Annotated in this window: 12 protein-coding genes and 1 pseudogene; 3 read left to right on the top strand and 10 right to left on the bottom strand. The window is 70.3% G+C overall.

The features are described from left to right. Positions 1 to 169: 169 nt before the first annotated feature. From D0D37_RS33820 to D0D37_RS33795, 6 genes are all read right to left on the bottom strand, one after another. Positions 170 to 790, bottom strand: coding sequence for an SRPBCC family protein (locus D0D37_RS33820; protein ID WP_116204656.1), 621 nt, complete (start codon positions 788 to 790; stop codon positions 170 to 172). 12 nt (positions 791 to 802) lie between these two features. Further along, positions 803 to 3,133 carry a xanthine dehydrogenase family protein molybdopterin-binding subunit gene (locus D0D37_RS33815; RefSeq protein WP_116204655.1) on the bottom strand — a complete coding sequence of 777 codons (2,331 nt, stop codon included), beginning with the start codon at positions 3,131 to 3,133 and terminating at the stop codon, positions 803 to 805. After that, positions 3,130 to 3,612, bottom strand: a complete 483-nt coding sequence (locus tag D0D37_RS33810) for a (2Fe-2S)-binding protein (protein WP_116204654.1) — start codon at positions 3,610 to 3,612, stop codon at positions 3,130 to 3,132. The genes D0D37_RS33815 and D0D37_RS33810 overlap by 4 nt, the downstream gene beginning before the upstream one ends. Further along, positions 3,609 to 4,472, bottom strand: a complete 864-nt coding sequence (locus tag D0D37_RS33805; protein WP_116204653.1) for an FAD binding domain-containing protein — start codon at positions 4,470 to 4,472, stop codon at positions 3,609 to 3,611. The genes D0D37_RS33810 and D0D37_RS33805 overlap by 4 nt, the downstream gene beginning before the upstream one ends. A 530-nt stretch (positions 4,473 to 5,002) precedes the next feature. Continuing rightward, positions 5,003 to 5,836: a MurR/RpiR family transcriptional regulator gene (locus tag D0D37_RS33800; RefSeq protein WP_116204652.1), complete on the bottom strand. Its 834-nt coding sequence runs from the start codon at positions 5,834 to 5,836 to the stop codon at positions 5,003 to 5,005. Between the two features lie 28 nt (positions 5,837 to 5,864). Further along, positions 5,865 to 6,173 (bottom strand): antibiotic biosynthesis monooxygenase family protein, encoded by a 309-nt coding sequence (locus D0D37_RS33795; protein WP_116204651.1) that lies wholly within the window; start codon positions 6,171 to 6,173, stop codon positions 5,865 to 5,867. A gap of 77 nt (positions 6,174 to 6,250) precedes the next feature. Here D0D37_RS33795 and D0D37_RS33790 point away from each other — a divergent pair, with 77 nt between their 5' ends. Genes D0D37_RS33790 through D0D37_RS33780 form a run of 3 tightly spaced genes read left to right on the top strand, consistent with a single transcriptional unit; the run spans position 6,251 to position 9,579 of the window. After that, positions 6,251 to 7,624 carry an MFS transporter gene (locus D0D37_RS33790; RefSeq protein WP_162834594.1) on the top strand — a complete coding sequence of 458 codons (1,374 nt, stop codon included), beginning with the start codon at positions 6,251 to 6,253 and terminating at the stop codon, positions 7,622 to 7,624. Then, complete coding sequence (locus D0D37_RS33785; RefSeq protein WP_116204649.1) at positions 7,621 to 8,841, top strand: metal-dependent hydrolase family protein; 1,221 nt, start codon at positions 7,621 to 7,623, stop codon at positions 8,839 to 8,841. Before D0D37_RS33790 ends, D0D37_RS33785 begins: the two co-directional genes overlap by 4 nt. A gap of 33 nt (positions 8,842 to 8,874) precedes the next feature. Beyond that, a complete protein-coding gene (locus D0D37_RS33780) occupies positions 8,875 to 9,579 on the top strand; it encodes an integrase core domain-containing protein (RefSeq protein WP_116204648.1) in 705 nt (234 codons plus the stop codon). A gap of 103 nt (positions 9,580 to 9,682) precedes the next feature. Here D0D37_RS33780 and D0D37_RS33775 read toward each other — a convergent pair. From D0D37_RS33775 to D0D37_RS33760, 4 genes and pseudogenes are all read right to left on the bottom strand, one after another. Continuing rightward, positions 9,683 to 9,951, bottom strand: a pseudogene (locus D0D37_RS33775) (metal-sensitive transcriptional regulator). A 125-nt stretch (positions 9,952 to 10,076) separates the two neighbouring features. After that, positions 10,077 to 10,454, bottom strand: coding sequence for a hypothetical protein (locus D0D37_RS33770; protein ID WP_116204647.1), 378 nt, complete (start codon positions 10,452 to 10,454; stop codon positions 10,077 to 10,079). 25 nt (positions 10,455 to 10,479) lie between these two features. After that, positions 10,480 to 11,751 carry a sensor histidine kinase gene (locus D0D37_RS33765; protein ID WP_116204646.1) on the bottom strand — a complete coding sequence of 424 codons (1,272 nt, stop codon included), beginning with the start codon at positions 11,749 to 11,751 and terminating at the stop codon, positions 10,480 to 10,482. Continuing rightward, entirely contained in the window at positions 11,748 to 12,428 is a 681-nt protein-coding gene (locus D0D37_RS33760; RefSeq protein ID WP_116204645.1) for a response regulator transcription factor, read from the bottom strand. Before D0D37_RS33760 ends, D0D37_RS33765 begins: the two co-directional genes overlap by 4 nt. Between the last annotated feature and the right edge of the window lie 66 nt (positions 12,429 to 12,494).

The raw sequence follows: 12,494 nt of genomic DNA, 5'->3' as shown, positions 1-12,494 counted from the left end.
TCTTCACGCGGCTGGCCTCGGACCAGTCGCGCGCGATCACCGCGACCATGGTGCCGGTGGACAGCGGGCTGGGGGTGCGCGGACTGGCACGGCCGGGCGGGCGGGTCGGACGCTGACCCATGGCCGAGAAGGGCCCGGCGGACATCCGCCGGGCCCTTCTCGTTCTGTCTCAGCGGCGTCGGCGCAGGACCGTGATCAGCAGCAGCGCGATCGCGAGCACGCCCGCCGCGGCGGCGTTGCGTTTGAGCGCCGGGCTGGTCAGGGCGAGAAGGTCGAGCGCGTCGTCTTTCTCCGGCAACGGTTCCGGCGCATGCTGCGTCCCTGAAGGCGTGACCGGAGGCGAGACCGGTGCGGCCATCCGGGCGGAGAGGTTCCGCGCGAACTGGTCGATGATCTTGCCGCTGATGTCCTCGATCGCCCCGCGCCCGAACTGGGCCGGTTTCCCGGTGATCGTCAGATCGGTCCCGACCGTGGCGACCGTCGAACCGCCGTCGGCGTCGAGCGCGCAGGTCACGGTGGCCGCGACAGACCCGCCGCCGCGCCGCTCCTTGCCCGCCGCTTCGATGACGACCCGGTGCGCGCCCGGATCCCGTGCGACGAACCGGCCTTGCCCGGCGTAGGCGAGCTGGATCGCGCCGATCTTCACTTTGACGGCGGCGGCGAACGTTTCCCCGTCGTAGGAGGTCAGCGTCGCGCCGGGGAGACAGCCCGCGACCTGCTCGACGTCGAGCAGCGCGGTCCAGGCCTGCTCGATCGGGGCCGGCACGCGGAAGGTGTGCTGGAGTTCCATGGTTCCTTTCCGTCAGCGGGTGAGTTTCGCGTCGTCCAGCCAGGACCAGACGCGCGACGGGTGCAGGGGAGTGGTGGTGATCCGCTCGGCGATCTCCGGCACCGCGGCGGCGACCGCGTTGCCGATCGCGGCGGGCGGCGGGATCGTGCCGCTTTCGCCGAGGCCCTTGAACCCGCCGGGGATCAGGCCGCTGGGGGTTTCGACGTGCTCCAGCACGACGTCGGGAACGTCCTCGGACAGCGGGACGAGGTAGTCGAGGTAGGTGGTCGCGGTCGGCTGGCCGTTGGGGTCGTAGGTGACCTGCTCGTGCAGCGCGCTGCCCAGTCCCATGGTGAACCCGCCGAGCATCTGGCCCTCGGCGATGGTCGGGTTCACGATCACGCCGGAATCGTGGACGATCCAGTAGTCCTCGACCTTGACCTGCCCGGTGTCGAGGTCGACCGCGACCTGCGCGCCGTGCGTCGCGTACCCGAAGGTGATGCTCGCCGGGTCGAATTCGACGGTCTCTTCGAGCCGGATGGCCGTCGATTCGCCGCGGCCCCAGCCCAGCCAGCCGCGGTGGGCGACTTCGCGCCACGGCATGGACGCGCCGCCCTCGGCCAGGAACTTGTCGCCGTCGAGGCGCACCTGCTCGGGGGTGACGTCGAGGTACGCGGCGGCGAGCGCGTGCATGCGCTGCGCGAGTTTGTCCGCGGCGTTCCAGAGCGCGCCGCCCGCGAGTGCGAGGGCCCGGCTCGCCTGGGAGCCGATGTTCGAGTAGGGCGTGACCGCCGTGTCGCCGAGCCGGACGCGAATCCAGTCGCAGGGCACGCCCAGCCGTTCGGCGGCGACCTGGGTCAGCGCGGTGTCGATGCCCTGGCCGACGTTCGTGACGCCGGAGAAGACCGTGACGGTGCCGTCCTCGTTGACCCGGATCGTCGAGGTTTCGTAGCCGCTCCAATGAATGTGGAACATTTCCAGCAGCGCGCTCGGCGCGAACGCGGTGATCTCGACCATCGACGCCAGCCCGATGCCGCGGCGGACCCGGTCGGTCGAGGGCTTCCGCTTCTGCTCGGCGATCGCGGCCGCGCGGGCGAGGACGTCGGGGTAGTCGCCGTTGTCGAACGGCACCCCAGTGTGGGTGAGATGGGGAAGCGCGTCAGATCGGAGCATGTTCTTGTGCCGCAACGTGATCGAATCGATGCCGAGCACCCGGGCGGCTTCGTCGACGAGCCGCTCGCGGATCCAGGTGCCTTCCTGCATGCCGTAGCCGCGGAAAGCGGCGGTGGGGGTGGCGTTCGTGTACCAGCCGGTGACGGTCGCTCCTGCTTTGTCGTAGCGGTACGGGCCTTCGATCATCAGCGCGGCCACCTGGAACGGGCCGGTGCCGCCGGTGTCGGAACTGCAGAACGCGCCGGCGTCGCCGTGGAGGTCGGCGTGAATCGCGAGGAACCGGCCGTCCGCGTCGAGGGCGAGCCGGGAACGGGAGAACGTGCCGCGCCCCTGGTACGCCGCCACCAGCGCCTCGGTCCGGTCTTCGATCCACTTCACCTTGCGCCCCAGCAGTTTCGCCGCGAGACACACGATCGCCTCGTCCGGCGCGAGCGACGCTTTCTGCCCGAACGAGCCGCCGACGTCCGGTGCGACGACGCGCACCTGGTCCTGGCGCAGCCGCAGGGCCTGTGCGAGTTCCTGCCGGACGAGGTGCGGTACCTGCGTGCTGCTCACGACGAGAAGTTCGCCGGTGGCCTTGGTGTACTCGGCGACCAGGCCGCGCGGTTCCATCGGGCTGTGGCTGATCCGCGGCACGACGAGATCGCGCTCGATCACGTGGGCGGCGCTTGCGAAAACCTCCTCGAGTTCTTCGACCGCCGTGCCGAAATGGAAGCTGCCGATCTGGTTGCTGCCGGTCTCCGGGTAGAGCAGCGTCGCGCCCGCGGCCCGGGCGCCGGCGATCCCGACGACGGCCGCCTTCTCGGTGAAGTCCATTTCGACCAGTTCGGCGGCGTCCTCGGCCGCGGCCCGGCTGGTCGCGAGCACGACGCCGAGCGGCTGGCCGACGAACCGGACCGTAGTGCCGACGACCTGCCAGCCCGGAATCTGCTGTCCGTAAAGGAGCCAGCTGAGCGGGACGTCGTCCACCAGCGGCGCGATCTCGTCCGGCCCGAGCACCAAGGTGACTCCGTCCACAGCACGCGCTTCGGTCGCGTCGAAGTGGGTGAGTTCGCCCATCGCGATCGGACTGCGGACGAGCGCGGCGTGCAGCACGCCGGTCTCGTCGAGGTCGTCGACGTAGTGCCCGTCGCCCGCCAGGAGGCGGTCGTCCTGGACCCGCGCCATGCGGGCGCCGATGTGGCTGGTCATGCGCGCGTCGCTCCTTCGCTCCAGCAGCGGCGGATCGCCGAGCGGATCCCGACGTATCCGGTGCACCGGCAGACATGTCCGCCGAGCACCTCGGTTTCGGTTTCCTCGACGGCCTTCCCGTGCCGTTCGGCGGCGGTCACGCTCATCAGGATTCCCGGGGTGCAGAACCCGCACTGCAGGCCGTGTTCGTCTTTCATCGCTTGCTGGAACGACGACAGCTCTCCGCCCTGAGCAAGCGATTCGACGGTCTCGACCTGCCGTCCCGCAGCCTGGACCGCGAACATCAGGCACGCCCGGATCGGCTCGCCGTCCACCAGCACCGTGCAGGCCCCGCAGACGCCCTGTTCGCAGCCGACATGCGTGCCGGTGAGGCCGAGATCGTGCCGCAGGAAGTCGCTGAGCAGCGTGCGCACCGGCACTTCGGCGGTGGTCTCGGCACCGTTGACCACCGCGGTCACGGTGCGGGTTTCCTCGCTCATGCGGCCACCTCCTGGAGTTGCCCGGCCTGCCGCCGGACAAGGGTGCGAATCAGGCCCCGGCGGAATGCCGCGGAGCCGTGGTTGTCCGACGGCGGATCGATCTCGGCCGACGCGGCCTCCGCCGCCTGCTCGATCGCCGGGCCGGACAACGGGCTCCCGATCAGCGCTGTCTCGCATCCCGGCAGCCGGACCGGACGGTCGGCTACGCCCGCCGCCGACGCCCGCGCCGCGGTGACGACCTCGTTTTCCGTCCGTACAGCCAGGAACAGCCCGGCGAACGGAAAGTCCCCGTGCCGCCGCGCGATCTCCGCGTAGCCGATCCGATACCCCGGCAGCCGGGGAAAGTCGACGGAAACCAGAAGCTCGTCCGGCTCTTTGCTGGTCATGAACACCGACTCGAAAAAGTCCTCGGCCGCTACGACGCGCGCGCCGCGGGCGCGGGAGACCAGGTGCAGTCGCGCGCCGAGCCCCACCGCGACCGTCGGGAATTCAGCGGCCGGATCGGCGTGGCAGAGCGTGCCGCCGACAGTGGTGCGATTCCGGATCTGCGGATGCGCGACATAACCGGCGGCCGCCCCCAGCACCGGCAGCGCCTCCGCCAGCCGTGCGTCGCGCTCGACCGCGGCGAGCCGGACGGTGGCTCCCAGCGTGACGGCATCGTCGCTGATCGAGATCCGGTCCAGCTCGTCGATCCCGTTGACGTCAAGCAGGAACGCGGGCCGGGCGAACCGCATGTTCAGCAGCGGCACGAGACTCTGCCCGCCGGCCAGGACCGCCATGTCCTCGCCGTGCTCGGCCAGCAGATCCAGCGCGTCGTCGACAGTCCGCGGCGAGCGATACGACAGCGGCGGCGGTTTCATGATCCCTCCCGGGAGATCGATGCGGCATGGACCGCGCCCGCCGTGCCGGACGACGCGTTCGAGCCGCTCCCGGTGGTGATGCGGTCCGCATGGGACTCATAAGTGTATCCACTTGTGGATGCACTGCACTTAAGCACTGTGCGGCCGGTCACGTCAAGAGGGTGCGCCGGCCTGACGGGCACCGGAATGGGGTGTGGGTTGCTCGCCATTGAGCGGGTCGGAAGTGGCCGCTGGTGCTTGGAGGCGACCGTCGAGTTCCTGGAGCGCGGCCGAAGGCTGGAAAGCTTGGGAGCGGGGGCGCGGAACCGTTGGCTGGCTGGCGGCTTGTGCGCGCGATCGCTGTTCGCCGCGTCCGAGGGGCGAGTTCGTCCTCGCGGTCAACCTGAACGCCGAGCGTCCGGCAAGCCGGCATGCGGTACAACCGGCCCGGCTCGCCAGGCGTATACGGCGCTCGCAGTCGGTACCGCGGGTCGCCAACGCGGCCGCGGCGGCAGGGTGGATCGGGTGTCGGTTTCTCGGTTCGCGCCGGGCTAGGGCTGGTCGTCCATGAGGTCGAGGGTGTTCCATGCCTGCTGGACCTGACCGGAGGCTCGGCCGGTGTCGGCGTCGGTGAGTTCGCCGAGGATCGCCTGCGTGGCGGAGACCATGGCGGTGAGTGAGGCGGTGCCGTGGACGCCCTCAATCGGCGTGACGATCAAGTGCTCGGCGTCTTTGGCCAGAGGTGACGACTTCAGGTCGGTGAGGACGCAGACGGTGGCACCGCGTTCGCGGCCCATCCGGGTCAGGCCGCGCAGGGCACGCGTGAGGCGCCAGACGTTGAAAACGATCAGGCAGTCGCCCTGCTCCAGCCGGGAAACCTGAATGGCCTGCGCGGTAGCGGAACCGAGGGCGAGCTGGATGTCGTAGCCCATGATCGCGCCGAGGTGGCCCAGGACATGGGCGGGTCCGCCGCCGCTGCCGGAACCGACGACTACGGTGCGGCGCGCGGATTTCACGGCGGCGGCGGTGGCCCGGATCGCCTGGAGGTTCTCTTCGGTGTTGAGCGCGGCGATGTTGGCCGCGTCCTGGCGGAGCGTCCTTCCCGCGGCGTCGGCGGACTGGGCCGGGCCGAGGTCGCCGGAGGCCATGGAGTCGAGGTAGTAGGCGCGCAGTTCCTGGCGGAGGTCGGTCCAGCCCTCGAAGCCGAGCTGCTGCGCGGTGCGCACGACTGTGGAAACGTTGACGCCCGCTCGCTCGGCGACCTCGCGGGCCGAGGAGTACGAGGCGAACTGCGGCGTCCGGACGAGGACGTGCACCACTCGCTCGGCAGGAGCCCCGAGCGCGTCGCGGCCGTCCCGCCCGGCAAGCCAGGCCTCGATCGTCACGCGTCCTCCTCGTCGGCTCGGCCCGGGGTCACGCGGGCGGGCTGCTTTCGTGCGCCACCTGGAATTCCCGGGTGTGCGCGCCGTGCGCGGAGTCGAAGAAGGCCGCCATGCCCGCGCTGAATTCCCGGCGCTTCGGGGAATTCTGCCAGGCCGTGTACGCGGACCGGTCTGCCCATAGCGCGGTGACCACCACCGTGTCCGGATCGTCGCCGTCGACCAGCACCTGCGCGGTCAGCGCACCGGATGCTTCGAGAACGCCCTGCTCGCGGTAGTACGCGAGCACCTCCTGGGTCCGGCCGGCCGCGGGCCGCAGCGTCAGCATCGTCAAAGTCTTCATGCATCAATCGTTGCACAGATCCTGATTTGAACCTAGTGTTGCGCGTCATCGCCTGCCCCGCCCTGCTTGGAGGCACCATGACGACCACCGACCGCACCCGCTCGGCCCTGCTGGACAGACTCGACCGCCTGGAACCCGGGCGGCCGCACCGCAGGCTGATGTTCCAGGGCGGACTGGGCTACACCTTCGATTCCTTCGACGGCGCGCTGATGGGCTACGCGCTCTCCGCGCTCATCGTGATCTGGCACATCCCCGCCGGCGTCGCCGGCTGGCTGCTGTCCTCGATCTTCTTCGGCTACCTCGTCGGCGCGCTGCTGGCGGGGGTGATCGCCGACCGGTTCGGGCGCCGCCGGATGATGATGTGCTCGCTGCTGGTGTTCTGCGTGTTCAGCCTGCTGATGGCCACCTCGTCCGGGACGGCCGAGCTGTTCGTGTGGCGGGCGCTGTCCGGGGTCGGCATCGGCGCGGAGACGACGCTGATCGCCCCCTACATCTCGGAGTTCCTGCCCGCGCGCCACCGCGGCCGCTTCGTCGCCAGGACCGTCGGCTTCCTCGCTTTCGGCTACGTCCTCGCCGGAGTCGTCGCGCCGCTCGTGATCTCCCCGCATCCCGCGACCGGCTGGCGCGTCGCCGCGGTCATCGCGGCCGCCCCGGTCCTGCTTCTGCTGTGGTGGCGCAAAAACCTGCCCGAGTCGCCTCGTTACCTGATCGCGCGCGGCCGGACCGCCGAAGCCGAGGCCGTGATCGAAAAGTTCGAGCGGGAGTCAGGCGTCGCGGCACAGGACGCGGCACCGGCACCCGCGCCGGTTGGTCCCGCGCCCCAGCAGAAAGCGGCCGGACTGACCGCCCTGTGGCGAGGGCGGATGGCCCGCACCACCCTTGTGCTGTGGGTCCTGTGGTTCATCATCACCGGCGTCAACTACGGCTTCGCCAGCTGGCTTCCCGCGATGCTGGTCGCCGCCAAGGGCTTCTCCATCACCAAGTCGTTCCTCTTCGGACTGGTCGCCGCGCTGGCCCAGCTGCCCGGGTACTACGTGGCGAGCGTCCTGATCGACCGCATCGAACGGAAATGGCTCATCGCCGCCTACGCCACCGGAGCCACGCTCTCCGCACTCGGCGTCGCTCTGTCCAACAGCCCGACCGCCCTCCTGATCAGCTCGGCCTTCCTGGCCGCCTTCACCAACGGCTCGGCCGCCGTCTACTACGCCTACACCGCCGAGCTGTACCCGACCGCCTTCCGCGCCACGGGCATGGGCGCGGCCTCCTCGGTCGGCCGGATCGGCGCGATCGCCTCCCCCATCGCCATCGGCTACCTGTACGGGAGCTTCGGCTTCGCCAACGTCTTCCTGATCCTCGTCGGAGCCCTCGCCGTCGCCGTGGCCGTGATCGTCGCGTTCGGCGAGAACACCGCCGGACGCAGCCTCGAACAACTGGAAGGAACCCCCGCATGACCCGCCTGCTCATCACCGGAGCCCGCCTGCTCCACCCCGAACAAGGCGAACTCGCCGAGTCCTCCTGGCTCGAGGTCGCCGACGGACGGATCATCGGCACCGGCACCGGCCGCGCCCCGGCCGTCCCCGACGACGTGCGCATAATCGACGCCGGCGGCGCGACCGTGCTGCCCGGCCTCGTCGACGCCCACGTTCATGTCCTGGTCACCAGCATCGACCCGGCCGAACGCGCGTCCTGGACCCCCGGCTACGCGGCGGTCCGCGCCCTGCGAGAGGCCGGACGCATGCTGCGGCGCGGCTTCACCACCGTGCGCGACGTCGGCGGCGCCGACCACGGCATGGCCCGCGCTCTGGCCGAAGGCCTGATGCCTGGGCCGCGCCTTGTCTTCGGCGGAAAAGCGCTCTCCCAGACCGGCGGTCACGGCGACGCTCGTCCGCTGTCCGACGACAGCATGCCGTGCTGCCAGCACGAGCCGGGCTTCGCCCGCATCGCCGACGGCGTCGACGCCGTGCGCACGGCCGCGCGCGACGAGTTCCGGAAAGGCGCACAGCACTTGAAGATGCTGCTCTCCGGGGGCGTCGCCTCCCCGCACGACGAGGTGTCCGCCGTTCAGTACACCGACGAGGAAATCCGTGCGGCGGTCGTCGAGGCCGACAACCACAACCGCTACGTCACCGTCCACGCCTACCATCCGCGCGGCATCAACCGAGCGCTGCGCGCCGGCGTCCGCTGCGTCGAACACGGCAATCTCCTCGACGACGAGACTCTTGAGCTGCTCCGAGCCCACGACGCGTTCCTCGTCCCCACCCTCGTCACCTACGAGCAGCTGGCCGAGGTCGGCAGGCAGCACGGACTCGGCGAAGCCTCCTACCGGAAGATCGACGACGTACGGGAAGCCGGGCTCGGCGCCCTGGAAAAGGCCCACCGGGCAGGCGTGAACCTCGTCTACGGCTCCGATCTGCTCGGCCCCATGCACGCCCACCAGCTCGACGAGTTCACCCTGCGCGCGCAGGTTCAGCCCAACGCGGACCTCATCCGTTCGGCCACCACCACCGCCGCCCGGCTGCTGCGCTTGGAAGGCCAGATCGGCACGCTCGCCGTCGGCGCGCACGCGGACCTGCTGGTCGTCGACGGCAATCCGCTGGAGGACATCTCCGTCCTGACGAAACCGAGAGAGTGCCTGAAGCACGTCATCAAGGCAGGCGCGCCTATCTGACCACACGGGCCGGAACAGTTCCGGCTTTGGGGCGTGGTCCGCGTCCAAGGCGGGCTGCGCCGGCTCGGGCACTGCATCGCAGCCTGCACCATCCGCCGGGTCCTGCGCAGCCGCCGGATACCGCCGCACACCGGCCGCGGAGACGCGTGGCGCGCGTTCCTGCGTGCCCAAGCCGACGGTCTTCTCGCGATCGACTTCTTCCGCATTGACACCGTCACGCTCAAGCGCCTGTACGCAGCGTTCGTCATCGAGCATCGCACCCGACGGGTCCGCCTGCTCGGCGTCACCGGCCGCCCGACCGGAGCCTGGGCAACCCGACTGGCTCGCAACCTCGCCACAGATCTTGAAGACAGCGGACACCGGTTAACCAACCTGATCCGCGACTGGGAGGCCAAATTCACCGCGGCCTTCGACGCGACGTTCGCCTCGATCGGCATCGACACGGTGCTTGCCGCACTGCAAGCACCGCGGATGAACGCGATCGCCGGACGCTGGATCTGCTCGCTCCGCCGCGAATGCACCGACCGGCTGCTTATCACCGGTCGTAACCACCTCGGCCACGTGCTTGAGGCGTACGTCGACCACTGCAACGCCGCCCGCGGCCACCAAGGCTGCGGCGTTGGATTACGAGCACCCGATGACGACCCGAACGTGGTCCCATTGCCCGCCCCGCCGGACCGGATCAAGCGCACACGACGCCTTGCAGGACTACTCAACGACTATCTACCAGCCGCCTGAATTCCCAGCTCACAGCCGATGACGGCATTTTCGACCAGGACACGCATCGTCGTGTTGGGACCGAGGTGTTCGCGCGGCTCAGTGTCCGCTGTGGACACTCGGTTCAGGCGAGGGTGAGGAAGAGTTTCTCGAGTTGGCCTTCGGTCATGGCGGTTTTGTCGCCTTCGCTGTCGGCGGAGACGCATTCGCGGAGGCCGCTGGCGATGTTTTAAACCCGGCCCGGTCGAGAGCGCGGGATACGGCGGCGAGTCGAGTGACCACGTCCTTGCAGTCGCGTCCTTCGTCGATCATCGAGATGACGCCGGCGAGCTGGCCTTGCGCGCGGCGGAGCCGGTTGCGCACTTGGGCGACGGTGTCCTGGTCGCCGATCATGGTGTCCTCTCCCTGGCTGGCTGTCGGGTGGAGCCTATGATGCCCCTGCGGGTATATGGTCGGGAACTTCGCTCGCGCCACGCCAGGGGGCATCTGTCGACGAGCACAGAGCACTCGGCTCCAGCTCAGTGTCGAGTGCTCGGCTGGCGTGTAGATTGGTTGCTGCAGAACGAATCCGGCAGAAAGTCGATGGCGTTGTCGGCCCGCGGGTGCGGCTCAGGAGCGCCGGAGGACGAGTATCCGCCGGTTGGCTCGCCCGGCGCGGGCGCCTGTTGCGGGGTGCCTTGATCGACGGCGTCGGACGGGATGACGTTCTGCGGTGCCGGGTTCGGCTTCGCGGTTCCGGCGGGGCTGGCCGTCGCGGTCATGGTTCCGATGCCGAGCGCCAGTCCGCACACGGCGGCGGTCCCCAGCCCGGCCAGCACGCTCCACCGGGTGGCTCGGCCGACGGTCTCGCGGGCCCGTTCGCGGGCCTGGGTTCTCGCACTCCGCTGCTGGTTCATCCGGCCCGCCTTCTCCGGTGGTCGCTCAATGTCCAGGATCGGCTCGGTGGCTGGGAAAATCCTGGGAATCGCGATCGCGCTCGGCCAGCGGCAGAGTCAGGGTCAGCAGAGCCCCTCCGCCGGTGTTCTTTCCGGCGGAAACGTGGCCGCCGTGCCGGTCGGCGATTTCGCTCACCAAAGCCAAGCCGATGCCGTAGTGGCGGCGCGGGGAGGGTTCGGAACCGGCGCGAGTGGAGGAGAACCGTTCGAACAACCCAGGCAGGACACCGGGGTCGATGCCGGGGCCGTCGTCGGAAACCTCGACGACACCGGTGGTTCCGGCCTTCCGGGTCGTGATGACGACTGACGAACGAGCGTGGGTGACGGCGTTGTCGACCAAGGCGGTCACCGCGCGGAGGAGTCCGCCGTGGGTGCCGCGTACGAGCAGCGCCGGCGTCGTCGGGCGCGCCTCGATGACGACGGAGCGCTCGGCCGCGGCCGGGGTCCCGGCGGCGGCAGCCCACGCAGCGAGTTCGACGAGGTCGAGCGTCGTGGTGAGCCCGTCCGCGCGGACGTCGGCGGCGAGCAGGAGGTCTTCGAGGATGTCGGTGAGGTGCCCGGCGTCCGCGACGACTCCGTCAACCTCGGCGGTCAGCCGCTCGCGGGAGTCGCCCCGCTGCAGGTGCCTGCGGAGCACTTGCGCGCGGGTGGACAGCAGGGTCAGGGGGGTGCGGAGTTCGTGGCTGGCGTCGGCCACGAACCGCCGTTGCATGCCCAGTGCGGTGGCCATCGGCGCGACCGCGCGCCGCCCGAGCAACATGCCGGCGCCGACGGCGAGCAGCAGTCCCAGGCCGCCGCTGACGAGCATGGCGGCGAGGAGCCGCTCGCGTTCGTCGTTGTTCGCCCGCAGATCCAGCGCTGCTTGCACGGTCTGTGTGTCTCGCCGCTGGGTGTACACCTGGTAGACGGCTCCGCCGCCGCGGACCTCGTCGGTTCGCGCGACCCCGGTTCGCGCCACGTTCGCCAGTGCCGTCCGGTCGGGCAGGACTGCCGGTGCGCCGGGGGTCGCGGTCAGGCCGCCAGGCCCGTGGATGGCGAGCCAGACTCCGGCAGGCGGGTCCTGCACGTCGTCGGCTTGGGAAGCGGCTTGCTGCAGCAGTGTGGTGACGCCGTTCTGCTGGCTGCGCAGCACCATGAACACCGCGAGTCCCGACAGCAACACGACGATCGCCGCGACGGACAACCCGACCTGCAGTCCCAGCCGCCACGCCGCGCGCCGCAGCAGCCGCGCTTCGGTGGAGGCCGGCGGCCGGCTCACGGCGCGCCCAGCTGGTAGCCGCGTCCGTGGACCGTCGCGATCACGGCTCGTCCGAGCTTCCGGCGCAGGTACGACACGTAGGTGTCGACGATCGCCTCGCTGTCGGCTTCGGGGAAGGCGAAGCCGAGCAGGTCGCGCCGGGTGAAGACGCGGGAGGGCCGTCCGGCGAGGGTCGCCAGCAGCGCGCATTCCCGTTCGGACAGCCGGACCGGGTCGCAGTCCTGGCCGGAAGTCACCTGGCGGGTGTCCAGGTTCAGCCGCATCGACCCGATAGGCAGCACCCGCGCGACGTCGAGGTGCCGTCGGCGCAGCGCGCGCACCCTGGCGAGCAGTTCGTCCACATCGAACGGTTTGGGCAGGTAGTCCTCGGCTCCGGCGTCCAGTCCGGCCACCCGGTCCGCGGGGTTGCCCAGCGCTGAAAGCACCAGCACCGGCGTCGTGACGCCCTGGCCGCGCAGCCGGGCGAGAACGTCGAGCCCGTCCAGCGCGGGCAAGCCCCGGTCCAGGATCAGCACGTCGTACTCCCGGACCAGGCCGAGGTGCAGGCCTCGGTGTCCGTCCGCGGCGGTCTCGACCTCGTAGCCCTCTTCGGACAAGAGCTCCGTGAGGAGCGCGGCCAGTTCGGCGTTGTCTTCGACGAGCAGGACCCGGCCGGAGCCGCGCTGCGCAGTGTCCATCCCGCCATGGTGCCCGTCCCGGTGGCGCGCGGCACCCGCGGCGCGGTCCCGGCTCCCAGATTTTCC

Source organism: Amycolatopsis circi, assembly GCF_003385235.1.
In the GTDB taxonomy this organism is placed as follows: Bacteria; Actinomycetota; Actinomycetes; order Mycobacteriales; family Pseudonocardiaceae; genus Amycolatopsis; species Amycolatopsis circi.
The sequence above is the reverse complement of the archived record's forward strand: the minus strand, read 5'-3'. Positions and strand labels throughout refer to the sequence as shown.

Coding starts and splice junctions, on each gene's coding strand:
- D0D37_RS33820 (WP_116204656.1), bottom strand. CDS start 790: ATGGAACTCCAGCACACCTTCCGCGTGCCGGCCCCGATCGAGCAGGCC.
- D0D37_RS33815 (WP_116204655.1), bottom strand. CDS start 3,133: ATGACCAGCCACATCGGCGCCCGCATGGCGCGGGTCCAGGACGACCGC.
- D0D37_RS33810 (WP_116204654.1), bottom strand. CDS start 3,612: ATGAGCGAGGAAACCCGCACCGTGACCGCGGTGGTCAACGGTGCCGAG.
- D0D37_RS33805 (WP_116204653.1), bottom strand. CDS start 4,472: ATGAAACCGCCGCCGCTGTCGTATCGCTCGCCGCGGACTGTCGACGAC.
- D0D37_RS33795 (WP_116204651.1), bottom strand. CDS start 6,173: ATGAAGACTTTGACGATGCTGACGCTGCGGCCCGCGGCCGGCCGGACC.
- D0D37_RS33790 (WP_162834594.1), top strand. CDS start 6,251: ATGACGACCACCGACCGCACCCGCTCGGCCCTGCTGGACAGACTCGAC.
- D0D37_RS33785 (WP_116204649.1), top strand. CDS start 7,621: ATGACCCGCCTGCTCATCACCGGAGCCCGCCTGCTCCACCCCGAACAA.
- D0D37_RS33770 (WP_116204647.1), bottom strand. CDS start 10,454: ATGAACCAGCAGCGGAGTGCGAGAACCCAGGCCCGCGAACGGGCCCGC.
- D0D37_RS33760 (WP_116204645.1), bottom strand. CDS start 12,428: ATGGACACTGCGCAGCGCGGCTCCGGCCGGGTCCTGCTCGTCGAAGAC.